Genomic DNA, 25922 nt, shown 5'->3' with positions numbered 1-25922 from the left:
TACCAGTATCGTACTGCCTTAACCGTTATTTACGAACGCCCGTGCTTGCGAGCGAGCCCATTGGTCAGCAGCAAAAATCTCTTCCAAAGTAGGATTTGTAATTCCTTTGTGAGCATCACAGGTTTTCCGTACGATTTGTTCAATCGCCTGAAATCCGATAGAGCCTTTTAGAAACAGATCAACGGCAACCTCGTTGGCCGCATTCAATACAGCCGTGTAGGTACCGCCTGCTTTTCCACACTCATAGGCCAATTGTAACAGAGGATAACGCTCAAAATCCATGACAGCAAAATGAAGCGTACCCAGTTTTACCAAGTTAAGAGGCTCTGTTTGCAACGGCATGCGTGTCGGATAACTGAGCGCGTACTGGATCGGCACTCTCATGTCAGGAGTACCAAGCTGCGCCATGACTGCACTATCCTTGAATTCGACCATCGAATGGATGATGCTTTCATAATGCAGAATGGTATCGATCTGCTTGTACGGCAAATCGAATAGCCAATGTGCTTCAATCACTTCAAAACCTTTGTTCATCATTGTTGCCGAATCGATGGTGATTTTTGCACCCATGTTCCAATTGGGATGTGCCAATGCTTGTTCAAGTGTTACGTTGGCCAACTCATCACGTGTCAAATGACGAAAGGATCCACCTGATGCTGTGATGATCACTTTCGATACATCTTCACGCCGCTCTCCTTGTAAGCATTGGAAAATAGCCGAATGCTCACTGTCTACTGGAATAATCTGAACACCTTTTTCCTTAGCGGCCTTCATCACTACAGGCCCTGCGCTCACCAGTGTTTCCTTGTTGGCAAGACCAATCGTTTTTCCCTCTTCGATGGCTGCCAAGGTAGGCGCAACCCCAACACTGCCAACTACCGCAGTCATCACAAAGTTGGCTTCTGGATGACGAGCGACCTGCTCCAATCCTTCCGCTCCCACGGCAATTTCTGGCTTGGCTTCAGATCCCAGTAACCCGCGCAGGGCAAACGCAGCTTCCTCCGTACCGACAGAAACAAGTTGTGGCCGAAACTTCTTCACCTGCTCCGCCAGCACCTCCACATTGGTCCCGGCTGCCAAAGCGACAACCGAGAAGCTCTCAGGGTGCTGTTCAACTACGTCTAGTGTGCTTGTTCCAATTGAGCCTGTGGAGCCCAAGAGCGCTATTCGTTTCACGCTACTCACCCTCTATATCTCTTTCTATATGCGTCCCATGTCAGACAATACCTAATAGATGCAACACCGGAAAAACAAGGAGCATGCTGTCGAATCGATCCAACACGCCACCATGGCCTGGAATGATATGCCCAGAGTCCTTTACCCCGTAATGACGCTTGAATGCAGATTCCACCAAATCCCCTAACTGTCCAACGATCCCCGTCACAAGAGCAACGAGTAGGGCGTCTGTGATTGAAATGGAGCCCGTAATAGCGTTGACTCCCATCACTACCACTAGAGCTGCGAGCAGTCCTCCCAGCGCTCCCTCAATTGTTTTGTTCGGACTAATCTCCGGCCAAAGCTTATGTCTCCCCATTGCTTTGCCGATAAAATAAGCTCCCGAATCCGTTGACCAGATGCCAAAAAAGACGAGGATCGTAATCATCAATCCGTCGGGAAGGTTTCGGGCTGCAGCCATGAATGTAAAACCGTAGCCTATGTATAACGCTCCTACAATGGTAAGAGCGATGTGTTCAATGTGAAACTGATTTTTCCGTAATACGGAGTATATCAACAGCATCAGGAAGACGGGCAGCATCAGATCCGGTATGCTGATGTCCACCCAGGCAGAAAAGGCAAGGGATGGCCAGACAATGCTGATCATCAACACATATCCCAAAATCTCTGCCGTCAAGTACTGTTGAAGCCCTGCCATCCTCATAAATTCAAACAGGCCCACAGCGGCCAAAGCTAGAACAAGCAGGGAGTACCACGCATTCCCCAAATAAATCAGGAAAAGAAATGCGATACCGCCAATCAAGCCTGTTAAGATTCGTTGCTTCAACTGATTCCACCTCTCGGCTATACCGCCCCGTAGCGACGAGCTCGGCCTTGGTATTCCACAATGGCTTGATAAAAATGATCTCGGGTAAAATCAGGCCAAAGGACATCCGTAAACCACATTTCTGTGTAGGCTAGTTGCCACAGCATAAAGTTACTTAGACGAATTTCTCCACTGGTTCGAATCAACAAATCAGGGTCTGGAATATCGCTAGTATACAGGTAGCGGGAAATATACTGTTCATTGATCTCTTTCGGGTCGAGTTCTCCTGTTTTGACAAGTTCAGCCAATTCAGCAAAGGCGTTGACGATTTCATCACGTCCCCCGTAATTGAGGGCAAAATTAAGTTGTAAGCCCGTGTTGTCCTTTGTTCTTTTTTCCGCTTCCAAAAGGGCGTCCAACGTATGACCTGGCAGCTTATCCTTGCTCCCAAGCATCCGAATTCGCACCCCCCGTTCAATCAATTCATCCAATTCTGTCGACAAAAATTCTTGTGGAAGCTTCATCAAAAAATCTACCTCGTCACGAGGCCGCTTCCAGTTTTCTGTTGAAAAAGCATACATGGTCATGTAGCGAACGCCGAGTTCGTCTGCTGCTTTGACGACGTCCTTTACCGTTTTCATTCCTGCTCGATGACCGGCCACTCTGGGAAGATTGCGCATATTGGCCCACCGACCGTTGCCGTCCATGATTACTGCTACATGCTCAGGAATCTTGCCGGAACGATCCAGTTCAGTCATATCCAGTTGTTTTTCCTTGCGGGTCCATTTACGCGCTAGATGTTCTAACATAAGTGTTCCCCCGTAATGAGAGATATAGACATACATCCCCCTCCATAGAGGGGGATTCTTCTTTCCTTACACTTCCAAGATATCTTTTTCTTTGTCTTTTACAATTTTGTCTACTTCGGCAATGAATTTATCCGTTGTCTTTTGAATGTTGTCCTGATGACGACGAGATTCGTCTTCAGAGATAGTCGCCGCTTTTTCCAGCTTTTTGATCTCGTCATTGGCATCACGACGAATGTTACGGATCGCTACTTTTGCATCTTCACCGCTTTTTCCAGCCAGTTTCACCAATTCCTTACGACGCTCTTCTGTAAGCGGAGGAATAGCGAGTCGGATAATCACACCGTCGTTGGATGGCGAAATTCCAAGATCAGATTGTTGAATCGCGCGATCGATTTCTTTCAAAGCTGCTTTGTCCCAAGGCTGAATGATAATCATGCGTGGTTCAGGCACGCTGATATTCGCCAGCTGGCTGATCGGTGTCGGTGAACCGTAGTAATCAACCACAACGCGATCCAGCATGGCTGGGTTTGCACGTCCAGCGCGCAGGGTATTGAGATCTTTCTTCAAACTTGCTATCGCTTTATTCATACGATCTTCCATGTCTTTCGTTACATTTTGTGGCATCATTATTCCCCCTTTACTAGAGTACCGATTTTCTCACCCATTACAGCACGGCGAATATTGCCTTCTTCCGAGATGTTGAAGACGATTAACGGAATACTGTTGTCCATGCACAAACTGGATGCTGTAGAGTCCATTACACCTAGTCCCTTATTGAGAACTTCCAGGAAGGTGAGCTTATCGTATTTTTCCGCATTTGGATCCAGGCTAGGATCAGCAGAGTATACGCCATCAACCTTGTTTTTCGCCATCAGGATTACTTCTGCCTCGATCTCAGCAGCCCGCAAAGCTGCAGTGGTATCCGTAGAGAAGTACGGATTGCCTGTACCCGCAGCAAAGATCACGACTCGCATTTTTTCCAGATGACGAATGGCACGTCGACGTATGTATGGCTCAGCTACTTGTCTCATCTCAATGGAGGTTTGTACGCGAGTTGGAACATCCACTTGCTCCAGTCCGTCCTGCAAGGCGAGCGAGTTCATGACTGTAGCCAGCATGCCCATGTAGTCAGCTGTAGCACGGTCCATGCCCTTGGAGCTTCCGGAAAGTCCGCGCCAGATATTGCCGCCACCGACTACGACAGCGACTTGTACTCCCAACTCTACAATTTCCTTGATCTGATTGGCGACGGAGAAAATAATTTTCGGGTCTATCCCGTATCCTAATTCTCCCGCCAGAGCTTCCCCACTTAATTTTAACACAACGCGTTTATAGGCAGGAATTGGCATATGAAACGGCCTCCATTCATGAGTCATTCTCTGTGTATTGCCGGATTCCTTCCGACACACGCGGGCACATCTGCTTTTTACGTGCAGGAGAGTTTCACATATGTGAAACTCTCAGTTCGAAAATAGGGAACACAAAGGTGTTCCCTATTCCCCTTCTTATTGCTTATTCACTTGCGCCATTACTTCAGCAGCGAAATCTTCTTGCTTCTTCTCGATCCCTTCGCCTACTTGGAAGCGAACGAATTCTTTCAAGGTAGCGCCAGCTTCTTTCAGCAGTGCAGCAACCTTCTTGTCTGGATCTTTAACGAATGGTTGTTCAACGAGTACGTACTCTTCGAAGAACTTGGACAGGCGGCCTTCCACCATTTTTTCTACGATATTCGCAGGTTTGCCTTCAGCCAGCGCTTGGTTTTTCAATACTTCGCGCTCGCGTTCGATCTCGTCTTGGGAAACCTCTTCACGGTTTGCAAAGCGTGGGTTGGACGCAGCTGCGTGCATACCCAGATCTCTGGCCAGCGTTTCGTCTTGGGTACCTTCCAGAGTAACCAGAACGCCGATTCTTCCGCCCATGTGCAGGTAAGCACCGAACGCACCAGCATCCGATTTTTCGCTTACGAAGAAGCGACGGAAGGAGATGTTTTCACCGATTGTGGAAATTTTTTCGTTGATAACGTGAGCGAGTGTTTCTCCAGCACTCTTGAAAGGTTGCTCCAAAGCTTCTTCAACCGTAGCAGGGCGTTGGCTAACCACGTGTTCTGCAATGTCTTTCACCAGAGCTTGGAACTCAGGGTTTTTTCCTACGAAGTCTGTTTCGCAGTTCACTTCAACGATTGCTGCAACGTTGCCAGCTACTGCAGTAGCAGTCAAGCCTTCTGCTGCAATACGTCCGGATTTTTTCGCTGCTTTTGCGATACCTTTTTCACGGAGCAAATCGATTGCTTTTTCCATATCGCCTGCTGTTTCTTCCAGCGCGCGTTTGCAATCCATCATACCTGCGCCTGTACGTTCACGCAGTTCTTTAACCGCTTGTGCACTAATTGCCATTGAGAGAAACCTCCTTGATAAGTTACCGTCTAAGTATAGCCTTTCTAACTACCGCTTGCAAAAGACTCATTCATTTCGTCAAAAAAGGGTGGACGGGGGGTTCTGACACCCTCAGTCCACCCTCTCACACATGCTTACGCAGTTGTTGTGGTTTGTTGCTCTGTGCCTTGGTTGCCTTCGAGAAGGGCATCAGCCATTTTCGCAGTAAGCAGTTTTACTGCGCGGATAGCATCGTCATTACCAGGGATCACATAGTCAATCTCGTCTGGATCGCAGTTGGTGTCAACGATCGCAACGATTGGGATACCCAGTTTGCGAGCTTCAGCAACAGCAATGCGCTCTTTGCGTGGGTCGATGACGAACAGAGCGTCCGGCAGTTGATCCATATGAGCGATACCGCCGAGGAATTTTTCCAGGCGATCCATTTCTTTACGAAGTACGATTACTTCTTTTTTAGGCAGAACTTCAAACGTGCCATCTTCTTCCATACGTTTCAGCTCAGCCAAGCGAGATGTACGTTTTTTGATGGTTGTGAAGTTAGTCAGCGTACCACCCAACCAGCGTTGGTTGATGAAGTAGTGACCTGTGCGTTCTGCTTCTTCCTTAACGGATTCTTGTGCTTGTTTCTTCGTACCAACGAAGAGAATTTTTCCGCCGTTTTGGGAGAGCTCACGTACGAAGTTGTAAGCTTCCTCAACTTTTTTAACCGTTTTTTGCAAGTCAATAATGTAGATACCGTTACGTTCGGTGAAGATATAGCGAGCCATTTTCGGGTTCCAACGACGAGTTTGGTGACCAAAGTGAACACCAGCCTCGAGCAATTGTTTCATCGAAATTACTGCCATATTTCACACCTCCTTCAAAATGGTTTTTGTGATGCTTCCCTCCGCCTCACCGCATTTCTCAGCAAAACTACCAATGGTAGCACCGTTACTGGGATTGGTGGACGTGCGAATTTCAACACCGTTAATGAATATATCATATGGGTGTTTCAATTGCAACAAACGAATTCCCTTTTTTTCGCAAAAAAAAGCCGCCTATCTCTTGGGCGGTGTAGTGATTAATTTAACGATCTCTTCCTCTGTTGCTGGAACCGAAAGCTCGTAGGTTCCAACGCGGATTCGATTCAGTTTGTTTTGTGACCGCAACTCATCCACAAATGAATTGTCAGCAGGCAAAATGTTTTCTGCAACCAAAATTTGTGCTACCTTTTCAGCTGTAGCCTTGTAAGGGACGGTAAAGGAAGCAGTCTGGGGCGCTGTCGGTGCGTCTGCTACCTGTGGGGGAGCCGTTTCGGTCACGGATTGTGCCGCTGGTACTTCAACAGGCGAAGAAGCTTCTGGCTCGGGTACAGAAGGAGTCTCAACGTTGTTGACCTGTGGTGGGGTTACCTGATTCACCTCAGGCTTGTCAGGGGAAGAGGGAGGAGTCGCAGCTGGCTTGACGTTTACTTTCTTTTCACCTTGCCACTGCTCGTACTCTTCCTTGTTCAGTACGACCATCTCCATTGTCTTTGCTGCTTCTTTTATCTGATCTTCGGTCATGGCACCAGGTGCTGAAACGGAAACCGGCTTGGGCGCAGTAAGTCCAATGATTGCGGTGGCAACCAGAATCCCTGCACCAAAGCCTGTCAACAATTCTCGTTTACGCATGGGCTTGACCCCTCTCATGCTTTGCTGCCAGCATAAAGATCAGATCAATCTCACCGCGCCCAGCTCCTAGGCGCTTGGCTATCTCATCGGGTGACAAACCCTCTTTTTCCAACTCAAATACTCGGCGATAGCGTTCCTTCAAGGCAAGCATATCCACATCCACTTTTTCCTTCTTTGTACTGCCAGACTCAACAGATACGGACTTGGGCTCTTCTCCTTGGGGGGGATTGCCAAGCCGTTCCAATTCATCAATACGCTTTCGCAATAGCGCCATCTCTTGCATGAGATCAGAACGAGTCTGCTGTAATTCCGCAGTCGCCATCTCTTGCTGATGCTTGATTTGTTTGCCGAATCGTTGCAAGCCACGCTCCAGCTCTGCCTTGTCCGTCGTGCGCTGTGTCAGTAATTCAGGATTGACATCATTTGTCTCTTTTTGCTTGATGATCAAGGCAAGCAGCATGATGACGATCCCTGCTCCGATCAAGATGATATACACTACGTCCATCCTAGCCACCCTTATCTTGGCATGTCTTGATTATTTATCTTCTATAATATACATGGATTATAACGAAATATCGATAAAACGCCCGCGTAAAGGATCACGCATGTCCACGGCTTCTGCCGTTTTCTCCTCGGTCGTCGAGTCTGAACCCGTAGTTGTCAGAATCGCTGCAGGCTCGTCTTTTTTTTTCTGCTTTTGTTCGCGTTCACGGATCATGCCTTTTTCCGTATGCTCCACATCTATAGGTCTCTGGCGATTGTGCTCATCCAGTTGCTTACGCTCATCATGTAACAGCACTTGTTCATGAGTGGGGCGTTGGAGTTGTTGCTCCTGAATTCGTCCTACTTCTGTCATGCGAGGAATGGCCACCTGCAATTCAACTGCTTTCAGACTCATTGTGCGTAAGCCCCCTTCTCTCCCTGCAAGATTCACCAGAAGTTACGTAGCGCAGGTTCCCTACATCAGTGTGGCTCCGGTAATCTCCCCGTTTAATACCATGAAGCGAGTTCTGGCATACTCATGCTTGATAAAATGGACCAGCTTCCCAAACGTCATCTTGATACCTGGATACATACAGGTATACACTTCGATAGCGGCTGGGACTTCTCCTACCAATTCCGCTTCTACTTCTTTTTTGCGTGACTCCAAATTCTTTACTTCTTTTTCCAGGACTAAGCGTGTATTCGCAAGCTTGACCTGCATCAGGCGCTTGTCAGCTGGCAATTCGCCACTCACCTGGAGAATCTGATTGATAACCCCTAAGCCTTGATCTGTTTTGCGCAAATTTTCATATACATTTTGCAAATCTTTTTGAATCGAAGCCAATTCCTGGCGAAGCTCCGGCTTCACTCCGACCTCAAGAATAGTAGGTGTCGCGCTTGTATTTCCGTACACACGAGCTGCAATCTTTTCGCCGGCTTGCAAAACGCCACCAATAATGATTCCTTTGGCGCCATTGCACAAAATTTGTTTGCCAGCGCGAACAGTTGAGAACATGATGCTTTGCGAAACAATGACCTGATTTCCAGCAGTCACATTAGCATTTTGAATAAAGGAGGTTTGCACATTGTGTCCCGCTTTGATCGAGCCTTTATCCTGAGCGACAATGCCACTCTTGATTTCAATCGATCCTTGCGCTTCCAGCTCCGCACCTTCAACACTTCCGAGGACACGGATATCGCCAGAAGCTTTTACACGAAAACCATTCAGGACGTTCCCGCGAATGACCACCGTTCCCACAAAATCAATATTGCCGACTCCAAAATCGACATCCCCATTCACTTCAAAAATGGGGAATACGTTCATCTTGTCCCGATCAGTGAAAGAAACCTGTCCGTCTATGGCAGCATAAATCATCGTCCGCTCTTGATTTTGCACGACGTTTTTTCCAGGCTTGAGTACGGGTTCCTTTCCGGCTTTGGGCGCGATGGGCTCTCCGGTAACGGAAGTACCTGGTTTGCCAGCGGTAGCTGGTTTTTTTCTAGCCAAAAGTTGACCCTTCGCCACATTGGGAATACTGGTGAGATTGTAGAAATCGACACGCCCATCTTCCATTTCCTTGGGTCCATCTTCTTCTTGAACCGAAGCCAAGTAAGGGTACTCGATCGAACCATCTACACCATTGACAGGGGGCTCTCCGCTTGCCACGTTCAACAGCACATTCAGAAATTTTTGAGGCATCATACACAAGTTGCTTACAGCATCTTTACGGATTCCATAGGACACTCGATGCTGCTGCAGCGCTTTGTATACATCGGTTTCGGTAATGAGGATATGTTCCAGCTCTGTTTCTTCCGCTCTTAGAATGATTCCGGCTTCCAATTTGTCGGGTGATATTTTTACCTCTAATTGATATTGCCTTGTCCCTTCCATCATTCTACCCCCCCTCTTAAATCTTTGGGATTGTTAGGATTGCCGTCGTACGTGTTCCCTCAGAATTTAGATCAACTGAGACTTCCACCTGGATAATGTAGAGCGCAGTCGGAATAACGCCTTGGAGTGAAGTTGAGAAATTCGGGATGGTGACAAGCTCATGATTTCAGCGATCTCTGATAATGTCATTTCTTCGAAGTAAAACAACGAAACCACTATTCTTTCTTTCTCAGGGAGCTTGTCAATTACATTTACCAAGACTTCTTTTAAACTGGAAACTTCTGCAACGGTTTCTGGTCGAGGAGTTGCTTCATCCACGATGTATGAATGTCTGGCTGTTTTTTGTTCTTCCTCGTCTCCCACCGCTTCATCGATCGAGACCATCGTCGCGAGGGACGTCTCATAAAACACTTGCTGCAATTCCTTTTCGCTGATCCCCAAATGTTTGGATACTTCTTCATCGCTCGGCATCCGCAGTGACTGTTGTTCCAAATAGGTATATGCTTCTTCTATTTTTTTTGCCTTGTCTCGAACTGTGCGTGGAATCCAATCATTCTCACGCAATCCATCGATCATGGCACCCCGAATCCGCCACATAGCGTAAGTCTCAAACTGAAGACCACGGGTATGATCAAATTTTGCCAGGGCATCCAGAAGGCCAAAGCGACCGTAGCTGATCAAGTCGTCCTTGTCGACATTCGCAGGCAGGTTGATTGCTACCCGATTTGCCACCTTGTCTACCAATGGCAAGAATTGAGTAACGAGATCCACTTCTGCCTCGCGACTGCCTTCTTGTTTCCACATAACCCATTTATCAAATTCTTTAGCTTTTTCCTGACTGGTTAGCCGTGCCACGAATTAGTCACCAACCTTTACTCATCTGATAAGCGCCTAATAACCTCTGCAACGGTGGTGGGATCCTCAGTTAAGGGATTGCGTTCCGGTTGTGCAAAAGTGAGCGGTGTAAATGAATCCTGCTCATCAGAATCCTCGACCTGCTCACCGGTTGGATGAGTGGATCCAGGAGACTCTGCACTCCCTGCTCCGTCGGCATCGACTGCTGTAGATGCAGGTTCAGAAGGTGGTGCAATCAAACCGAAAAGCCAACGGATTGGGAAAGCAGCAAGGAAAAATAGGAGAAATGCGACGCCGGCACGCTCCAGGGAGACAAGCCAGACGTTACTAACCCATGCGACACCAAATGTTACGACAAAAGCGAGAAGGGCTAATCCTGTATTTATCCAAATAGTTCCCAGCATCACTATACTTCCTTCACACCTTGATTTACGGTTCGGATTTGCAGCACGCCATTGGTAGAGTCAAGCTCGATCGTACGTCCGCAGTTTCCTCCCGTATCTTCCGCCACAATCTTTATTTGTGCTCCCTTTAGCGCCAATTTGCATGCTTCCACATTTCGAGGACCAATCCGCATCATATCGTTGGTGCCTAGAAAAGCAAACATCTGTGCCCCTCCGGCTAATTTCGCAACCATATGGCGAATAGACGCTCCCTCTTTTTGCATTTGCTGGATGAGGGAGGGGATCGCTGTATCTGCATACTTTCCAACAGTAGGCTCCCCGTTTTTTGCAAGAGTAGACTCCGGGAGCATGACGTGGGCCATGCCAGCAACCTTATGAACCTCGTCGTACAGAACAACCCCCACACATGACCCCAAGCCCGTGGTACGTAACCGACTCGGTGGTTTTGCTACACCGAGATCAGCCATACCTATCTTAATAATCTCCATCGAACGGAACTCCTAGTGAACGAAATAGTATCGGTAACGAATCTGGATCTGGTATCAGGAAAAAGTTGCCTTTCACTTGATCATTTCCTTCAAAGAAAGCCGTATCAATCGTGAGTGCGAAATCGCCCGTCTGCCCCAGTGCATGCAAGCCATAGCTCAAGATAGCGCCCGCCATATCCACTGCAAGTCCAGGCACAGACGGCTGCAGGTTCAACTGCGTAAAGTCGGCTAATGAAGAAAGATAGGATCCTGTCAGGATATTTCCAATCTCGTGCAATGCGGAGACTTCCATCTCTTCCCATTCCTGAACCGTTTTGCTGATTCCCGTAACCTGGTGTAGCAAATGCGTGGCAGAATCCATATCCAGTATGAAAAACATGTTGCCTGGACTGTCTCCCTCCACTCGGAGGAAAACAGTCACTACTACGTTCTCCGCTCCGCCCACACAATCTGCCACTTCATCAAAGGGGATAATTCGCACTTGCGGTACTTTCATATCGATTTCCTTCTGCATGAGCTTGGAAAGAGCGGTTGCAGCATGTCCGGCTCCGATATTTCCGATTTCGCGTAAGACGTCGAACTGAAAATCCCCAAACTTTGTAAAATTGGCCATTATCCTTATCCCTCAAATGCATCCAATTGATTGATTTCCTCCGTGCTCAGCACCTTGTCTAGGTTGAGCAGGATGAGGAGACGCTTGTCCAGCTTCGCCACTCCTCTCAAATAGGCAGCTTCCACTCCACCAACCACTTCAGGTGGAGGTTCGATCGCATCTACTGGGATATCGATTACGTCGTTGGCGGCATCCACGATTAGGCCAACTTCCAGGTCATTCACTGCAACAATAATAATTCTGGTTGACTCGGAATACTCACTTTCTTCCAAATCAAATCGCTTTCTCAAGTCAATGATCGGCGTCACGACCCCGCGCAGATTGATGACCCCTTTGACGAATTTTGGTGTACGGGGAACCCGGGTGATATGTTCCAATTTCTCAATGGATCTCACCTGCTGTACTTCGACGCCGTACTCCTCGTCCTTTAACCGAAAGACAATCACTTTCACTTCGCCTACGATCTCTTTTTGCTCGAGCATGTGTCTGCCCCTCCTCTACTTGATCAGTGCGTTACAGTCGATAATGAGTGCTACTTGTCCGTCACCCAAAATGGTTGCGCCGGAAATGGCGAAGACATTTACCATGTATTTACCCAGGGATTTCAAGACGATTTCCTGTTGGCCGATAAACGAATCCACAACCAGTCCCGCCATTTTCTCCCCTTTGCGAACAATAACCACTGCTACCTCATCGTCGGTTTCAATCTGGTCGCTAGGTATTTGGAAAATCTCTTGCAGGGAGACGAGAGGAACGACACGACCTCTGAAATCAATGACCTTTTGGCGGTGAGCCATCATGATTTGATCTTTCTTAAAGACTGCGGTTTCGATGATCGAACTGAGAGGAACCGCAAATTTTTCATTTTTCACTTGAACCAGCATAGCGGAGATGATCGAGAGCGTCAGTGGCAATTGCACCAGGAATGTGGTTCCTTTGCCGCGTATGGAATCAACGCCGACACTTCCACCCAGAGACTCGATTTTGGTTTTTACAACATCGAGACCAACGCCACGGCCTGAGATATCGGAAATTACCTCGGCAGTACTGAAGCCGGAAGCAAACAGCAATTCGTGAATTTGCTTATCTGTCATCGTGTCTGCAACTGCCTGAGTAACAATTCCGCGTTCCAGTGCTTTTTTCAACACCTTGTCCTTGTTTATGCCTGCACCATCGTCCTTGACTTCGATAAAGACGTGGTTGCCGCTGTGAAACGCGCGAAGTTCAATCGTTCCTTCTTCCGATTTTCCAGCTTTCTTGCGGTCTATGACGGATTCAATACCGTGGTCAAGCGAGTTTCTAAGCAAGTGGACCAATGGATCCCCAATCTCGTCGATGACAGTGCGATCCAGCTCTGTTTCAGCTCCGAAGATCTCCAGATTCACTTTTTTGTTCAGGTCCTTTGCCAAATCGCGAATCATCCGCGGGAAGCGGTTGAATACCTGTTCGACTGGAACCATGCGCATAGTCAGGATAATACTTTGCAAATCACCGCTGATACGGCTCATATGTTCAACCGTTTCCTGGAGTTCGGTTTTACCGATCTCACGTGCCAGCTGCTCCAATCGGCCACGATCGATAACCAGTTCGCTAAACAGGTTCATCAGGATATCCAGACGCTCGATATCGACGCGAATGGTTTTTCCTCCAGCAGCAGGTTTACGGCCTGCAGCAGGTTGTGCCGTCTCCTGCTTTTTCGTTTCATTCACTACAGGAGCTGTCGTCTTGGCTACCGGCGTCTCCTGGTCTGTTTTCTTAACCGAAATGACTTCAATCAGAACCTCGTGAATTTCCGAGATATTCTGAATCGCGGTCTTCACTTTTTCCAGTGGATGCATCGTGACGAACACGACTTCAAACGATTGATCGAAACGCTCATTCTCAATCTCCTGAACTGCCGGAGTCGTTTTGATCACATCACCCAAGGATTCGAGCTGGTCGAATACCATATAGGCACGCGCTGCTTTGAGCAAGCAATTGTCATTGAGCGTAACTTTGATCCAGAAAAGATTGTTACCAGCGTCCTTGGATTGCTTCAAAACAGTCTGAGCGTAATCATCCAGCCCGTAATCCCGATCCGAGGATTCAACCGTCGCTTCGATTGCCACAGCTTCAGGCTCTGCAACGGCAGATGCGGCTGCAACCTCTTGCTGTGCTGAAAAATCACCAGAAACAATCGCACGCAGCTGACGTACCGGATTGGATACATCGGCGGATCCATCTCCGCCTTCCGTAATATGGATCACCATGCCCTCAATCAAATCTACGCTTTGAAAAATGACGTCCATAATTTCGCTATTGATAGTCAATTTGTCATTACGGATCAGATCGAGCACATTTTCCGCTTCGTGCGTCAGGCTAGCCATATCTTCAAATCCCATTGTGGCAGACATGCCTTTTAGCGTATGTGCAGATCGGAAAATTTCATTGACAATCTGGATGTTCGTAGGATCGTTTTCTAAAATAAGAAGATTTGCGTTAATCGCTTGCAAGTGCTCTTTTGATTCTTCGATAAACATGTCCAAATACTGATTCATATCCATAGGTGATCCACCTCCCAAAATCAGTGCAAGAGCTTGCACAACAGCTCAGGAATCTTGTCCAAAGGAGCTACGTTGTCGGCTAGACCCGCTTGAACAGCGGATCTTGGCATGCCGTAGACGACACATGTCGATTCGTCTTCAATAATGCTCGTCACGACACCCTTTTCCTTCATAAGTTGCAGACCTTTTGTACCATCATTTCCCATGCCTGTCATGATAATTGCCCATTTGTCGACATTTGTCAATCTGCTGACAGATTCAAATAATACGTCTACGGAAGGGCGATGACCAGCACGAGGCTCCTGTTGGTTTAACCGTGCTTGCAAGCGTCCGTTGTTACTGTGAACTTCAAAATGATAGCCGCCCGGAGCGATATACGCCGTACCTGGCTCCAAGAATTCTCCATCCTGCACCTCTGTTACCTGGATGTTGGATAAAGAATTCAGTCTTTGGGCAAGCGATTTTGTAAAGCCTGCAGGCATGTGCTGCACGATCGCAATCGGCGCTGGGAATTGTGCCGGCAAAGAAGTCAGCACAGTCTGTAGGGCTTTCGGTCCTCCTGTGGATGTACCCAATACAACAAGCTTGGTACCCGCTCCTACGTGTTGACTCAGGCTGACAGGATTCGGCGGTACGACTGGTCGTAAGGGAGGACGAGGTTCAAATCGCGCTGTTGTTTGCGGTACAGGCGGTGTTTCTATGATCTTCTCCACCACGGATGTTCTTCTTCCACGAAGATTTGACGTGGCGGCAGCTTTTACTCGCTCTATTAAACGGTCTGCTACTTTATGGATATCAAGAGAAATGGGGCCAGAAGGTTTTGTCACAAAATCAAAAGCGCCAAGCTCCAACGCGCGAATCGTGGCATCCGCCCCTTCACGCGTCAAGCTGCTGATCATGACAGTCGGTACCGGATGTTCACTCATCAGTTTCTCTAGTGCTTCCAGTCCGTTCATAATCGGCATCTCGATGTCCAAAGTCAGGACATCGGGTTGCAGCTTTTGGCATTTTTCAATACATTCCAGTCCATTCCTAGCTCGATCGATTACTTCAATATCTGAATCTGTGGATAGAATATCGGAAATCACTTTTCGCATAAACGCTGAATCGTCGGTGACGAGCACTCGAATCTTACTCATAAGCTGTCGCTCCCTTCCAACCTCCTGTTGCCTTATCGAATGAAGTGTTTCAGCTTCGCAATAAATCCTTTCAAACCACTCGGATGAGCCTCTGCTTCCGTGGAACTTTGCAAATACTGCCCCACCAGTCTTCGAATGCTTCGGGATGCTTGCGATTCTGGATATGTAAGGAGAAAAGGACGTTGTTGTTTCACTGCCTTAGAGACATAGGGATCATCAGAGACGTATCCGAGCGAGTGAATGTCCATATTCAGAAAGCGTTTGGCAACCATCGCCAGCTTGTCAGAAGTCATCTTGCCCTCTCGTTCCGACGTTACCCGATTGATCACCAAGCGTATCTTGATATCAGGATTTCGGGAGTGTAGCATTTTAATGACTGCATAGGCATCTGTGATCGCTGGAGGTTCCGGTGTAGTGACGAGAATAACCTCGTCAGATGAGAGCATAAAGCGGATGGATTCTTTGGAAAGTCCAGCTCCAGTATCAAAAATAATCGTATCGGCATACCCATGAAGGGGTTGTAGCTGGTTAAACAAGCGATCTAGCTTGGAATCCTCCAGTTGCATGATCTGTGTAAAGCCTGATCCACCTGCGATGAATTCCAGATCCCCTGGACCCTGCTCCAAAATATCCCATACTGACGTATCTGGCTCCAGTAGATGAAAGAGATGCTTCTTCGGAGAAATCCCCATCAAGACATCCAGATTGGCTAAGCCTAGATCTACATCAAACAAGATGGTTTTATGCCCTTTTTCGATCAAGCCAAGACCGAAATTCAAGCTGAAATTCGACTTGCCTACGCCACCCTTACCACTGGTCACTGTGACCAGTTTCGTTTGGCGTGTCTGATTCGTTCGCTGCATCCGTTCGCGGAGTTGTTCTGCTTGATCGCTCATCCATTTCAATCTCCCATAATCATGGTGGACACCATTCCCGGTTGGGCCACCATAATGTCATCAGGCACGTTTTGTCCTGTCGTGATGTAAGAGAGGGCAAGCCCTGTTTCCGTGGAAACATTCAACATGCTTCCGTAGCTGTGTGTTTCATCCGCTTTGGTAAAAATAATCTGACTGACCTGTACTTCGGAAAAGTTTTGGATAATAGCTTTCATGTCACTGTACTTGGATGTCAGACTGAGCACCAGGTAATTCACACTGTTCTTTCCGTGCTGGACGAGCTCGCGAATGCCTTCCACATATTCGTCATTTCGAAAATTACGCCCTGCGGTGTCTACAAAGATCAGGTCGCAATCACTTAAGCGTTCCATCGCTTGGGCCATCTCTTTCGGAGAAAATACAACTTCCAACGGAACATTCAAGATGTTGGCATACGTTTTCAACTGCTCGATGGCTGCCATGCGATAGGTATCCGCTGTGATAAAGCCGATTTTGCGCTTGTCCTGCAGCATACTGTTCGCTGCAAGCTTGGCAATCGTCGTCGTTTTCCCTACACCGGTTGGTCCAAAGAAAAAGGCATATTCGATATTGCGCTCCAGCTTTTGTGACGGTGGCAAATTTGCCGAGAACATAGCAGAGATTTTTTCTCTCGCTGCTCTGAAGGCTTCTTCTTTCGTCCACTCTTGCCCGGGCCTGGAAGAATCCATCAAGGAACGAATGATCTCTGCGGAGATTTCATCGGAAACCTCTTGCTCCATCAATCGATTTCTTACCAATTGGACCGCTTCTGGCAACTGCTGGCTCAAATCGTTCACCAGCAGCTTTTCAAACATCTTGCGCATGTCCCGAACTTCATTTGCCAACAGCTCATTTCCACCATTGGCCGCAGACTGACTTCCTCCATCAATTCGCGAAAGGGTGTTCGTTACGGGTTGGGCTTCTACTGCCGTGATATCCTGTCTCTTTAATTCTGACGATCCCACAGCCTCATCAGTGGAAGGCGTTCGTCCCAGAGCATGCTCATCCTGCGTTCTGGAAGCGACTGCGGTCGTAGCTGCGGTCGCTTCCAAAGGAGCTGCGGTCGGCCTGCGATACGCTTGCTGTGCTGTGTAAGTACCAGCTGTGTTGCGAGACGGTACATCCAATTGCCGATCCGATGCGGTAGGTTTGTTTTCTTCTGATGCTTTTTCGTCAATCGCTGCGATCACTTCGATTCGCTGTTTGCTGAACATACCGAACACACCACCTGTTTTGATCGGTTTGGAGTTCAATATGACCGCATCGCTACCCAGATCCGTTTTGATTCTTTCCAAAGCTTGTGGCATGGAATCGACTATGTACCGTTTCACTCTCACGAAATGTTCACCATCCCTACACTTTGCACTTCAACATGTGGTTCTAATTCGCTGTAAGACAATACCGGAACATCAGGCATCATCCGATCCAGCAGTTGACGAAGATACATCCGAATTGCTGGTGAAGACAAAATAATCGGTTGCTGTCCGGAGTTTACCATCTTGCTCACCTCAGACGACATGACATGGTAGATTCTCTGGGAGGTTTCCGGGTCCATGGCAAGATAGCTTCCCTGCTCAGATTGCTCGATTCGTTCGGAAATCGCCTTTTCCAGACCTGCACCTGCAGTCAATACGCGCAAAGGTTGTCCGGTCTCTGTGTATTGCAAGGTGATCTGGCGAGACATCGCTTGTCTGACGTATTCAGTCAATACCTCTGGATCTTTCGTGTAGACAGCGTGGTCAGCCAACGCTTCCAAAATAACGGGCAGATTGCGGATGGAAACTTTTTCCCGCAAGAGCTTTTGCAGGACCTTTTGCACGTCACCAATCGACAGAGATCCTGGAATCAACTCATCTACCAGTACTGGAGCGGTTTCTCTCACATTGTCAATTAAAGCACGCGTTTCTTGACGGCCAAGTAATTCATGCGCATAGCGTTTTACAATTTCCGTCAAATGCGTCGCTACAACAGATGGAGGATCAACTACCGTGTAACCGGACATCTCAGCTATTTCCTTATTCTCTTCTGTTACCCATAATGCAGGCAATCCAAACGCAGGTTCAACGGTTTCTATTCCGACAATCGAATCATCTTCAATTCCCGGGCTCATGGCCAGATAGTGGTCCAGCATGATTTCCCCTTTGGCTACCTGGTTGCCTTTAATTTTGATCATGTATTCGTTAGGCCGCAGCTGAATATTGTCGCGGATCCGAATGACTGGTACCACAATCCCCATTTCCAACGCGATTTGACGCCGGATCATGATGACACGATCCAGGAGGTCGCCCCCCTGCTTCACGTCTGCGAGAGGAATCAGTCCGTAGCCAAACTCGAACTCGATCGGGTCTACCTGCAGGAGATTGACAACGCTCTCTGGGCTTCGGACTTCTTCGATCTGCTGCTCTTCCACCAGATCTGCCGATTCTTGCATATCGACTTTTTGTTTCTGTGCCAGCTTCCATCCTGCAAACGTAAGGATCCCCACAACCGGTATTACGGGCAAAAGACCGATTGGAGTAAACAAACCGAGCATCAGGATACAACCCGAAACGATGTACAGCAGTTTAGGAAAGCTAAACATTTGCTTGGCAATATCTTCACCCAAGCCCTCGCCTGTTGTGGAGCGTGTGACGATGATACCGGCAGCTGTGGAGATCAGCAACGCTGGAATTTGGCTGACGAGCGCATCCCCGACAGACATGGTCGTGAAGTGAGAGGCAGATTCTGCAAAGCCCATTCCGTGAATTAACATCCCGATGATGAAACCACCGATAATGTTGACGATGAAGATGATAATCCCGGCGATGGCGTCCCCTTTTACAAATTTACTGGCACCATCCATCGAACCGTAAAAATCTGCCTCATTTTCGATTTTTTTGCGTCGCGCTCTCGCATCTGCTTCGGTTATCATTCCTGCGTTCAGGTCAGCGTCAATACTCATCTGTTTACCTGGCATCGCGTCCAAGGTAAAGCGGGCTGCAACTTCGGCTACGCGCTCGGAACCTTTCGTGATAACGATAAACTGAATAATGATCAGGATCAGGAACACTACGAAACCTACCACTTGGTTCCCCCCGACGACAAAGCTTCCGAAGGTCTCAATTACCTTACCACCCTCTCCTTCCGAGAGAATGTTTCGCGTCGTAGATACGTTCAGTGCTAGGCGAAAGAGTGTTGTAATGAGCAATACGGTAGGAAAAATCGAAAATTCCAGAACTTCTTTGGTGTACATCGAGACAAGCAAAATCGTTAACGCAAGGGAGATGTTCAGAATAAGCAGCAAATCGAGCAGTTCTGAAGGGAGTGGGATCACCATCATGACCACAATGCTTATTACAAATAAGACGGTTCCTAGCTCTTTATATTTAAATCCCACTGTAGATCCTCCTTCCACCTATTTCACTTTCCCCTGCAGCTTGTATACGTACGCGAGAATCTCCGCGACCGCTTTAAACAACTCTTCGGGAATTTGTTGTCCTACTTCAACCTGACTATAGAGAGCCCTGGCCAAGGGCTTGTTTTCCATTGTAATGATACGGTGCTTTTTGGCCACCTCCCTGATTTTCAAAGCAAGGTAGTCTTGTCCTTTGGCCACCACCGTTGGAGCACTCATATCGTTCGCATCGTAGCGAATAGCTACAGCGAAGTGAGTAGGGTTGGTAATGATAACATCCGCGTTGGGTACATCCTGCATCATCCGTCGCAATGCCATGCTGCGCTGCCGTTCGCGAATCTTGCCTTTGATTAAAGGATCACCTTCAGCTTGCTTGTGTTCATCTTTCAGGTCCTGCTTGGACATGCGCAGATTTTTTTCGTGCTCATATCGTTGATACACATAATCTAGCACCGCAAAAATAAATAATAGTAAGCCTATGTACACACCGAGCTTGATAACTAGCCCACCCGCGAAGGTAAGTACTGCTCCCAACGAGAGCATCGATAGCTGCACCAATTGTTCCTTCGCGTCCCACAGGATCAAATAAGCTACAAAAATTCCTGCACTAATTTTTAATAAGGATTTAAAAAGTTCTACTAATGAGCGCAGTGAGAAAAGTTTCTTTGCCCCTTTGATCGGATCGATTTTCTCCAGTTTCATTTCCAACGTTTTGGTAGTAAACAACCAACCCACTTGCATGTAATTGACAACCAACGCGACCAGAAACGAGAGCGCCATAACAGGAGCTACGATTTTTACCGCCTCAAAAATAAACTGCATGATGATCACTTTCAGATTTTCCTCATTTACCTGCCATCCTGTGTAGGTGACAAGTGACTCTCTCATGATTCCCTGAAAGGTATCGAGCATCGAAGCACCTAACATAAGAAGAAGGACAAAGAAAGCCGTTAAAGCTATGGAAGGAGAGAGATCAGAGCTTTTCGCTACTTGCCCTTTTTTTCGAGCATCGTCCCGCTTTTTGGGCGTAGCTTTTTCTGTCTTTTCTCCATTGAAATACTGCAAGTCAACAGGATAGGCAAATTGTATGCGTTTCATGCTTATCCTCCGAGCCATTTCATCATTTCTCCAAGTCCACGGAACATTTTTTCAAACAAAGCATTCAACGTTAGCAGGAAAGCTGGCATCAGCACAATCAAAAGCAAGAAACCGGCAAGCAGCTTCAGTGGCAATCCCACGACAAAGATGTTGAATTGCGGTACTGATTTCGCCACAATCCCTAAGGAAACATCAACAAGGAAAAGGGCAACGACCAATGGTGCAGCTATCATAAATGCACTCAAGAACATCTGAGAAAATACTTTTACAGCTGTCATCATCACTTGCTCACTGCCAAAGGGTGCCCACATCCGATCCACCGGAATAATCTGATAGCTGCTAATAATTCCGCGAATCAGCATGTGATGTCCGTCAATACTAAAGAAGTATAATGTAGCTAAAATGTTTTTAAAGTTCCCTGTTACGGGTATGTAAGCCCCTGTACGTGGGTCTATCACGTTTGCCATCGCTAAACCCATTTGCATATCCATCATCCCGCCCGCTACCTGGACAGCCGTATACATGATTTCACAAATCAAACCTAAAATGACTCCGACAAGCACTTCCTTGAGGACGTGAATGATAAAGGTGAGATCCATCGGTACTTGCTCGACAGGCGGAACATATTGGTAACTGACCAACGCCACGATAAACCCCAGAGCAATTTTAAACTGACTTGGAACGTTACGTATGTTAAAGAACGGTGCTGCGACAAAAAAAGCAGTCATACGGACAAATACAAGCAAAAAAACGGGTAATTGCATTAGAATCAGATTCATACGCTACCCTACAAATCGATGGAGGTTGCCAAGAATCCCCATCGCAAAATCCAACATCGTTTGCAGCATCCAAGGTCCCACCACGAGGATAATGATAAAAACGCCTACGATCTTTGGTACAAAAGCCAGCGTCTGTTCCTGAATCTGAGTCGTTGCCTGAAAAATGCTCACCATCAAACCGATCAAGAGGGCGATCCCGAGTGCAGGTGCTGCCACTATAAGGATGGTATAAACAGCGCTTTGGGCAATTTGCATCAGCAGTTCTTGTGTCATGCCTCTACCTCCTTGTGCGTGCCCTTCGGAATTAGCCAAAACTGGTAAGCAGTGATTTTACGACGAGATACCAGCCATCCACCATGATGAAGAGAAGAATCTTGAACGGCAATGAAATCATGACTGGCGGAAGCATCATCATCCCCATCCCCATTAAAATGCTGGAAATGATCAAATCGATCATAAGAAAAGGGATGAAGATCATAAATCCGATTTGAAACGCTGTCTTCAATTCACTGATGGCATACGCCGGAACGAGTGCGGTGAGCGGAATATCCTCGATCGTTGTCGGCCTTTCCGCCTTCGCATACTCCAGGAAGAGAATCAAATCCTTTTCCCGTGTTTGCTTGGCCATGAATTCTTTAAAAGGAATAATCGCAGCATTTAGTGCCTGATCCTGTGTAAGCTGCCCCTGCATAAAGGGCTGTACAGCCGTTTCATTGACCTGTGCAAACGTAGGAGCCATGATGAAAAAGGTCATGAACAAAGCCAGTGCAATCAACACCTGGTTGGGTGGCATTTGTTGCGTCGCCAATGCATTGCGAACAAATGACAGGACGATGACAATCCGGGTAAAGCTGGTCATCAGTAGCAATATAGCGGGTGCAACGGATAGGACTGTCAATATCAGCAACAGTTGTATTGCCGAGGATGTCTCCTGTGGAGTGCCAGTCCCACCGCCTATTTGCAAATCAATGGTTGGAATAAGCGGTGTGCCCACTGGAGCTGCCAAGACCATATTTGGTATCGCCAGCAACATGAAGGCCATCACCAGCAGCTGCCAAAAAAGTTTCATCGTGTGTCCCCTCTGTCTTGTGCTTCCTCTTTCCCCCACTCATCCTTTTGAGCAAGGTTTTGATTGCTTGCTTTCAATTGCGCGTTCATCAATTGCTGAAAGGTCTTGCCATCTACTTCAGAAGAGAAGTAAAGCTCCTCGTCTGCTTCTTTTTTCTTACCAAATGGCCACCAGGAAAACTGCTTATTTAATGGAGGAATTTCAGCGTCTGCTAAAATGACGTCTGCTTCCTCACCTGGTGGAATTTCCTTGAGCAACTGGACATTTTCACCAACGCCCACGATGTAGAGCCGCTCCCCAATCAAGATGACTTGCAGTGTTTTCCCGTTTCCGAGAGGTGCGGCACTTATGATTTTAATCGGTCCTTGTGTCTGGCCAATCTGTCTTTTACCCAGGAATCGCAGCAAGAAATAGATCAGGACAATAATAAAGCCGAGTGAAAAGATAACTTGTACAAAATATCCCAACATATTTCCTGAATCATTACCGGGAATGGCCGCCGGCTGTTCTTCACCGGCGGGCGCATCACTCGATGTTGACTTTCCACTGTTGATCCCATCGAATACAGAGCCGCCTTCAGCTGTTGCCAAAGTCGGGAGGGAGGCGACAAGCAGCATGGTGAGACAGCAAACCCAGAAGAGTCGCGTCCCTGCATTCCAGATCTTTTTCATTAGCTCAAGGTTTTTTTGATCGCTTCCAAGACGCGATCCGCCTGGAATGGCTTCACGATGAAATCTTTTGCGCCCGCCTGAATCGCATCAATAACCATTGCTTGTTGACCCATCGCGGAACACATGATCACACGCGCATTTGGATCCATTTTTTTGATTTCTTTCAGTGCAGCGATACCGTCCATCTCAGGCATTGTAATATCCATCGTGACGAGGTCAGGACCCAGCTCCTTGTATTTTTCCACTGCCTGTGCACCATCGCTCGCTTCACCCACAATGGTGTAGCCGTTTTTCGACAGAATTTCCTTGATCATCATGCGCATGAATGCAGCGTCATCTACGATTAGTACCTTGTTAGACATGGATAGCTTCCTCCCAATGCTTGGCAATTAATTTTGTTTTATTGCAATTTTTGAACACGATCGAACTGACTGATGATATCGGTCACACGCACACCAAAGTTCTCATCAATAACGACAACTTCGCCTTTGGCAATTAACTTGTTATTTACCAAAATATCGACATGTTCACCTGCCAGCTTGTCCAACTGTATGATGGAACCTGCTGATAAGTCAAGAATTTCTCGAATCAACTTTTTCGTGCGTCCAAGTTCAACTGTAACTTGAAGTGGAATGTCCAAAAGCAAGTTTAAATTCTGCTCTTCTCCCAGTCCCATATGACCACCTCCGAGAGGCGCAAATTGCGCTGGCTTGACGTTTGCCTGATTAACCATCGGATTACCATAGTGCTGTGGTGTTGGTGCCACAGGAGCTGCCTGATATTGTGGTGGATACGGTGCGTAACCAGGTGGTACTGCATAAGCGTCCGGGTATGCAGGCTGTCCTGGATATCCCATTGGCGGTTGTGCGTAGCCCATCGGTGGTTGCTGATACATTGGCTCTGGTTGTGCTGGAGCAACAGGTGGCGCCGCTGGTGGTGCTTGCGTTGGTGCCGCTTGTACGTGTGCAGTAGGCAATGGAAGTGGAATCGCTGGCATTTCCATTTCGGCTACTGCAGCTGCAGCCGCTTCCTCATCTCCACCCACCAGCCGATCGATCATCTTTTTCGCAAAGGCTAGCGGTAGCAATTGCATGATGTTCGAATCGATGAGCTCCCCGTGTTCCCCTACTTTTAAACGGAAGGATACCTTGACGAGTGGACTGTCGTCTTCTGAGAATGTATCTCCGCCTTTTCCTTGCGCCAGATCCATCACATCAATTCCAGGAGGCGTGATGTTGATGAATTGGTTGAACATTGTCGACATGGAGGTGGCAGCAGAACCCATCATTTGGTTCATCGCTTCCTGAACGGCACTGATGTGAAGTTCCGACAGCTCCGTATTATCCGGACGTCCTTCACCGCCCATCATCAGATCAGCAATCACGGCTGCGTCTTCCATACGAATCACAAGCAGGTTGATGCCTTTGAACCCGTCCGTGTATTCAACATGCACAGCGACATGAGGTATCGGAAACTCGTTTTCCAGCTCATTCACACTAACCACGCTTACGGATGGTGTGGTGATGTCTACTTTTTTGCTAAGCAAGGTAGACAATGCTGTCGCTGCACTCCCAAAGGATATGTTTCCGATTTCACCCAGTGCATCCTGCTCGAACGGGGAAAGGTAATCCGTAACGTCTTGGTTAGCGACGACTGCTGTTTCTTCTTCATCATCCTCAACCAAGTTGTTAGCACGCAGCAGCGCGTCAATCTCGTCTTGAGAAAGCATGTCTCTACTCATTGTGTTCCTCCCCCTCCTCTATGACTTCATCAATCTGAACGGCGATCCGACCTTTTTGCGTCCCTGGTTGTCCCAGGAATTTCAATTGCTCGCCCACCTTAATTTTCAGCTTGTTGTCTACCGATTGATCTAGCTGAATGACATCACCTTTTTGCAGCTGCAGGAAATCACCGACCGAGATCGTCGCAGTACCCATTTCAGCAATAATAGGCAGCTTCGCAGTCTTCACTCGCTCTTCCACACGAAGGCGTTCTTCTTCATCTCGTGTTTTCTTCTGTTTGGAGAACCAGTATTGACCAGAGAGCTTCGACATGATCGGCTCTAGTACCACGTGAGGCAAGCACAGGTTGATCATCCCGGTTGTATCACCGATCTTGGTGCTGAAAGAGATAACGGCAACGATTTCGTTGGGAGATACGATCTGCATGAACTGCGGATTCATCTCCAAGCCTTCCAAGTAAGGATCCAGTTCAATAATTTGCTTCCATGCCTCGTGGAATGTGTCCAGTGCTTTTCCGAACACTCTCTCCATCACCGTTGTTTCAATCTCCGTAAGTGCCCCCAGTTTTTCCGGAATGGCACCTTGCCCACCTAATAGTCGGTCGAGCATGGTGTAGGCGATGTTTGGATTCACTTCCAAAACCATGCGACCTTCCAGGGGTGGAGCTTCAAAAATGTTCAGGATGGTCATTTTCGGGATGGAGCGAATAAACTCGTCATACGGCAATTGATCGACGGAGGCAACCGTAATTTGCACGAAGGTACGGAGCTGAGCAGAAAAATAAGTCGTCAACAGCCTCGCGTAGTTTTCATGGATCCGCGTCAAACCGCGAATCTGATCTTTGGAAAATCGCAGGGCGCGCTTAAAGTCATATGCTTTTACCTTGCGCTCAGTCTCTTCTTTTTTCAGCTCATTGGCATCCATTTCTCCAGAAGAAAGGGCAGCCAATAACGCATCAATCTCACTTTGTGAGAGAACCTCGGCCATCTATCGTCACCTCCTTG

The 25922-nt window shown here is 47.7% G+C and carries 29 protein-coding genes; all 29 read right to left on the bottom strand.

Annotated elements, in window-relative coordinates; all coding sequences use genetic code 11:
* Positions 1-18: 18 nt before the first annotated feature.
* The 29 genes from JZI27_RS09040 to fliM all read right to left on the bottom strand — a co-directional run bounded on the left by JZI27_RS09040 (position 19) and on the right by fliM (position 25905).
* A complete protein-coding gene (locus tag JZI27_RS09040; protein WP_280207340.1) occupies positions 19-1176 on the bottom strand; it encodes a 1-deoxy-D-xylulose-5-phosphate reductoisomerase in 1158 nt (385 codons plus the stop codon).
* 40 nt (positions 1177-1216) lie between these two features.
* A complete protein-coding gene (locus tag JZI27_RS09035; RefSeq protein ID WP_122907519.1) occupies positions 1217-2002 on the bottom strand; it encodes a phosphatidate cytidylyltransferase in 786 nt (261 codons plus the stop codon).
* 17 nt (positions 2003-2019) lie between these two features.
* Positions 2020-2790 (bottom strand): isoprenyl transferase, encoded by a 771-nt coding sequence (locus JZI27_RS09030; protein WP_122907520.1) that lies wholly within the window; start codon positions 2788-2790, stop codon positions 2020-2022.
* Positions 2791-2856: 66 nt separating this feature from the next.
* Complete coding sequence (gene frr, locus JZI27_RS09025; RefSeq protein WP_122907521.1) at positions 2857-3414, bottom strand: ribosome recycling factor; 558 nt, start codon at positions 3412-3414, stop codon at positions 2857-2859.
* 2 nt (positions 3415-3416) lie between these two features.
* The gene (gene pyrH / locus JZI27_RS09020; protein ID WP_122907522.1) at positions 3417-4139 is read right to left on the bottom strand and encodes a UMP kinase; all 723 of its coding nucleotides are present in this window, start codon (positions 4137-4139) and stop codon (positions 3417-3419) included.
* A 156-nt stretch (positions 4140-4295) separates the two neighbouring features.
* Positions 4296-5183, bottom strand: a complete 888-nt coding sequence (tsf, locus tag JZI27_RS09015) for a translation elongation factor Ts (protein ID WP_280207339.1) — start codon at positions 5181-5183, stop codon at positions 4296-4298.
* A gap of 134 nt (positions 5184-5317) precedes the next feature.
* Positions 5318-6028 (bottom strand): 30S ribosomal protein S2, encoded by a 711-nt coding sequence (gene rpsB / locus JZI27_RS09010; RefSeq protein WP_122907524.1) that lies wholly within the window; start codon positions 6026-6028, stop codon positions 5318-5320.
* Between the two features lie 192 nt (positions 6029-6220).
* A complete protein-coding gene (locus tag JZI27_RS09005) occupies positions 6221-6835 on the bottom strand; it encodes a DNA polymerase III subunit gamma/tau (protein WP_280207338.1) in 615 nt (204 codons plus the stop codon).
* Entirely contained in the window at positions 6828-7340 is a 513-nt protein-coding gene (locus tag JZI27_RS09000; RefSeq protein WP_280207337.1) for a DUF6115 domain-containing protein, read from the bottom strand. Before JZI27_RS09000 ends, JZI27_RS09005 begins: the two co-directional genes overlap by 8 nt.
* A 57-nt stretch (positions 7341-7397) precedes the next feature.
* Entirely contained in the window at positions 7398-7733 is a 336-nt protein-coding gene (locus JZI27_RS08995) for a hypothetical protein (protein ID WP_280207335.1), read from the bottom strand.
* A 60-nt stretch (positions 7734-7793) separates the two neighbouring features.
* A complete protein-coding gene (locus JZI27_RS08990; protein ID WP_122907527.1) occupies positions 7794-9212 on the bottom strand; it encodes a DUF342 domain-containing protein in 1419 nt (472 codons plus the stop codon).
* 63 nt (positions 9213-9275) lie between these two features.
* Positions 9276-10064, bottom strand: a complete 789-nt coding sequence (locus JZI27_RS08985) for a FliA/WhiG family RNA polymerase sigma factor (RefSeq protein ID WP_122907528.1) — start codon at positions 10062-10064, stop codon at positions 9276-9278.
* Positions 10065-10081: 17 nt separating this feature from the next.
* The gene (locus JZI27_RS08980; RefSeq protein ID WP_280207334.1) at positions 10082-10468 is read right to left on the bottom strand and encodes a hypothetical protein; all 387 of its coding nucleotides are present in this window, start codon (positions 10466-10468) and stop codon (positions 10082-10084) included.
* 2 nt (positions 10469-10470) lie between these two features.
* Positions 10471-10956, bottom strand: coding sequence for a chemotaxis protein CheD (locus JZI27_RS08975; protein ID WP_280207333.1), 486 nt, complete (start codon positions 10954-10956; stop codon positions 10471-10473).
* Entirely contained in the window at positions 10943-11569 is a 627-nt protein-coding gene (locus JZI27_RS08970; RefSeq protein WP_280207332.1) for a chemotaxis protein CheC, read from the bottom strand. Before JZI27_RS08970 ends, JZI27_RS08975 begins: the two co-directional genes overlap by 14 nt.
* 5 nt (positions 11570-11574) lie before the next feature.
* Entirely contained in the window at positions 11575-12051 is a 477-nt protein-coding gene (locus JZI27_RS08965) for a chemotaxis protein CheW (protein WP_122907532.1), read from the bottom strand.
* 15 nt (positions 12052-12066) lie between these two features.
* The gene (locus JZI27_RS08960) at positions 12067-14112 is read right to left on the bottom strand and encodes a chemotaxis protein CheA (RefSeq protein ID WP_122907533.1); all 2046 of its coding nucleotides are present in this window, start codon (positions 14110-14112) and stop codon (positions 12067-12069) included.
* Positions 14113-14132: 20 nt separating this feature from the next.
* Complete coding sequence (locus tag JZI27_RS08955) at positions 14133-15251, bottom strand: protein-glutamate methylesterase/protein-glutamine glutaminase (protein WP_122907534.1); 1119 nt, start codon at positions 15249-15251, stop codon at positions 14133-14135.
* A gap of 32 nt (positions 15252-15283) precedes the next feature.
* On the bottom strand, positions 15284-16147 hold the full coding sequence (locus tag JZI27_RS08950) for a MinD/ParA family protein (RefSeq protein WP_280207331.1): 864 nt from the start codon (positions 16145-16147) through the stop codon (positions 15284-15286).
* Positions 16148-16152: 5 nt separating this feature from the next.
* Positions 16153-17502: a flagellar biosynthesis GTPase FlhF gene (flhF, locus tag JZI27_RS08945; protein WP_280207329.1), complete on the bottom strand. Its 1350-nt coding sequence runs from the start codon at positions 17500-17502 to the stop codon at positions 16153-16155.
* Positions 17499-19541, bottom strand: a complete 2043-nt coding sequence (flhA, locus tag JZI27_RS08940; protein ID WP_122907537.1) for a flagellar biosynthesis protein FlhA — start codon at positions 19539-19541, stop codon at positions 17499-17501. Before flhA ends, flhF begins: the two co-directional genes overlap by 4 nt.
* 18 nt (positions 19542-19559) lie before the next feature.
* Entirely contained in the window at positions 19560-20657 is a 1098-nt protein-coding gene (flhB, locus tag JZI27_RS08935; protein WP_122907538.1) for a flagellar biosynthesis protein FlhB, read from the bottom strand.
* 2 nt (positions 20658-20659) lie between these two features.
* Positions 20660-21436, bottom strand: coding sequence for a flagellar biosynthetic protein FliR (fliR, locus tag JZI27_RS08930; protein ID WP_122907539.1), 777 nt, complete (start codon positions 21434-21436; stop codon positions 20660-20662).
* Positions 21437-21439: 3 nt separating this feature from the next.
* Positions 21440-21709 (bottom strand): flagellar biosynthesis protein FliQ, encoded by a 270-nt coding sequence (gene fliQ / locus JZI27_RS08925; protein ID WP_122907540.1) that lies wholly within the window; start codon positions 21707-21709, stop codon positions 21440-21442.
* 31 nt (positions 21710-21740) lie between these two features.
* Positions 21741-22505, bottom strand: a complete 765-nt coding sequence (gene fliP / locus JZI27_RS08920) for a flagellar type III secretion system pore protein FliP (protein WP_122907541.1) — start codon at positions 22503-22505, stop codon at positions 21741-21743.
* Positions 22502-23176 (bottom strand): flagellar biosynthetic protein FliO, encoded by a 675-nt coding sequence (locus JZI27_RS08915; protein ID WP_122907542.1) that lies wholly within the window; start codon positions 23174-23176, stop codon positions 22502-22504. Before JZI27_RS08915 ends, fliP begins: the two co-directional genes overlap by 4 nt.
* Complete coding sequence (locus JZI27_RS08910) at positions 23176-23538, bottom strand: response regulator (RefSeq protein ID WP_122907543.1); 363 nt, start codon at positions 23536-23538, stop codon at positions 23176-23178. Before JZI27_RS08910 ends, JZI27_RS08915 begins: the two co-directional genes overlap by 1 nt.
* A 38-nt stretch (positions 23539-23576) precedes the next feature.
* Positions 23577-24917, bottom strand: a complete 1341-nt coding sequence (gene fliY / locus JZI27_RS08905) for a flagellar motor switch phosphatase FliY (protein WP_122907544.1) — start codon at positions 24915-24917, stop codon at positions 23577-23579.
* Positions 24910-25905 carry a flagellar motor switch protein FliM gene (gene fliM, locus JZI27_RS08900; protein WP_122907545.1) on the bottom strand — a complete coding sequence of 332 codons (996 nt, stop codon included), beginning with the start codon at positions 25903-25905 and terminating at the stop codon, positions 24910-24912. Before fliM ends, fliY begins: the two co-directional genes overlap by 8 nt.
* Between the last annotated feature and the right edge of the window lie 17 nt (positions 25906-25922).

Source organism: Brevibacillus sp. AY1, from assembly GCF_029870785.1.
Taxonomy (GTDB): Bacteria; Bacillota; Bacilli; order Brevibacillales; family Brevibacillaceae; genus Brevibacillus; species Brevibacillus invocatus.
The sequence above is the reverse complement of the archived record's forward strand: the minus strand, read 5'-3'. Positions and strand labels throughout refer to the sequence as shown.

Excerpts from the sequence above, each read along its gene's own strand:
- JZI27_RS09030 (WP_122907520.1), bottom strand. The coding sequence starts at position 2,790 with ATGTTAGAACATCTAGCGCGTAAATGGACCCGCAAGGAAAAACAACTG.
- frr (WP_122907521.1), bottom strand. The coding sequence starts at position 3,414 with ATGCCACAAAATGTAACGAAAGACATGGAAGATCGTATGAATAAAGCG.
- pyrH (WP_122907522.1), bottom strand. The coding sequence starts at position 4,139 with ATGCCAATTCCTGCCTATAAACGCGTTGTGTTAAAATTAAGTGGGGAA.
- tsf (WP_280207339.1), bottom strand. The coding sequence starts at position 5,183 with ATGGCAATTAGTGCACAAGCGGTTAAAGAACTGCGTGAACGTACAGGC.
- rpsB (WP_122907524.1), bottom strand. The coding sequence starts at position 6,028 with ATGGCAGTAATTTCGATGAAACAATTGCTCGAGGCTGGTGTTCACTTT.
- JZI27_RS09005 (WP_280207338.1), bottom strand. The coding sequence starts at position 6,835 with ATGCGTAAACGAGAATTGTTGACAGGCTTTGGTGCAGGGATTCTGGTT.
- JZI27_RS09000 (WP_280207337.1), bottom strand. The coding sequence starts at position 7,340 with ATGGACGTAGTGTATATCATCTTGATCGGAGCAGGGATCGTCATCATG.
- JZI27_RS08995 (WP_280207335.1), bottom strand. The coding sequence starts at position 7,733 with ATGAGTCTGAAAGCAGTTGAATTGCAGGTGGCCATTCCTCGCATGACA.
- JZI27_RS08990 (WP_122907527.1), bottom strand. The coding sequence starts at position 9,212 with ATGATGGAAGGGACAAGGCAATATCAATTAGAGGTAAAAATATCACCC.
- JZI27_RS08980 (WP_280207334.1), bottom strand. The coding sequence starts at position 10,468 with ATGCTGGGAACTATTTGGATAAATACAGGATTAGCCCTTCTCGCTTTT.
- JZI27_RS08975 (WP_280207333.1), bottom strand. The coding sequence starts at position 10,956 with ATGGAGATTATTAAGATAGGTATGGCTGATCTCGGTGTAGCAAAACCA.
- JZI27_RS08970 (WP_280207332.1), bottom strand. The coding sequence starts at position 11,569 with ATGGCCAATTTTACAAAGTTTGGGGATTTTCAGTTCGACGTCTTACGC.
- JZI27_RS08965 (WP_122907532.1), bottom strand. The coding sequence starts at position 12,051 with ATGCTCGAGCAAAAAGAGATCGTAGGCGAAGTGAAAGTGATTGTCTTT.
- JZI27_RS08960 (WP_122907533.1), bottom strand. The coding sequence starts at position 14,112 with ATGGATATGAATCAGTATTTGGACATGTTTATCGAAGAATCAAAAGAG.
- JZI27_RS08955 (WP_122907534.1), bottom strand. The coding sequence starts at position 15,251 with ATGAGTAAGATTCGAGTGCTCGTCACCGACGATTCAGCGTTTATGCGA.
- JZI27_RS08950 (WP_280207331.1), bottom strand. The coding sequence starts at position 16,147 with ATGAGCGATCAAGCAGAACAACTCCGCGAACGGATGCAGCGAACGAAT.
- flhB (WP_122907538.1), bottom strand. The coding sequence starts at position 20,657 with ATGAAACGCATACAATTTGCCTATCCTGTTGACTTGCAGTATTTCAAT.
- fliR (WP_122907539.1), bottom strand. The coding sequence starts at position 21,436 with ATGAATCTGATTCTAATGCAATTACCCGTTTTTTTGCTTGTATTTGTC.
- fliQ (WP_122907540.1), bottom strand. The coding sequence starts at position 21,709 with ATGACACAAGAACTGCTGATGCAAATTGCCCAAAGCGCTGTTTATACC.
- fliP (WP_122907541.1), bottom strand. The coding sequence starts at position 22,505 with ATGAAACTTTTTTGGCAGCTGCTGGTGATGGCCTTCATGTTGCTGGCG.
- JZI27_RS08915 (WP_122907542.1), bottom strand. The coding sequence starts at position 23,176 with ATGAAAAAGATCTGGAATGCAGGGACGCGACTCTTCTGGGTTTGCTGT.
- JZI27_RS08910 (WP_122907543.1), bottom strand. The coding sequence starts at position 23,538 with ATGTCTAACAAGGTACTAATCGTAGATGACGCTGCATTCATGCGCATG.
- fliY (WP_122907544.1), bottom strand. The coding sequence starts at position 24,917 with ATGAGTAGAGACATGCTTTCTCAAGACGAGATTGACGCGCTGCTGCGT.
- fliM (WP_122907545.1), bottom strand. The coding sequence starts at position 25,905 with ATGGCCGAGGTTCTCTCACAAAGTGAGATTGATGCGTTATTGGCTGCC.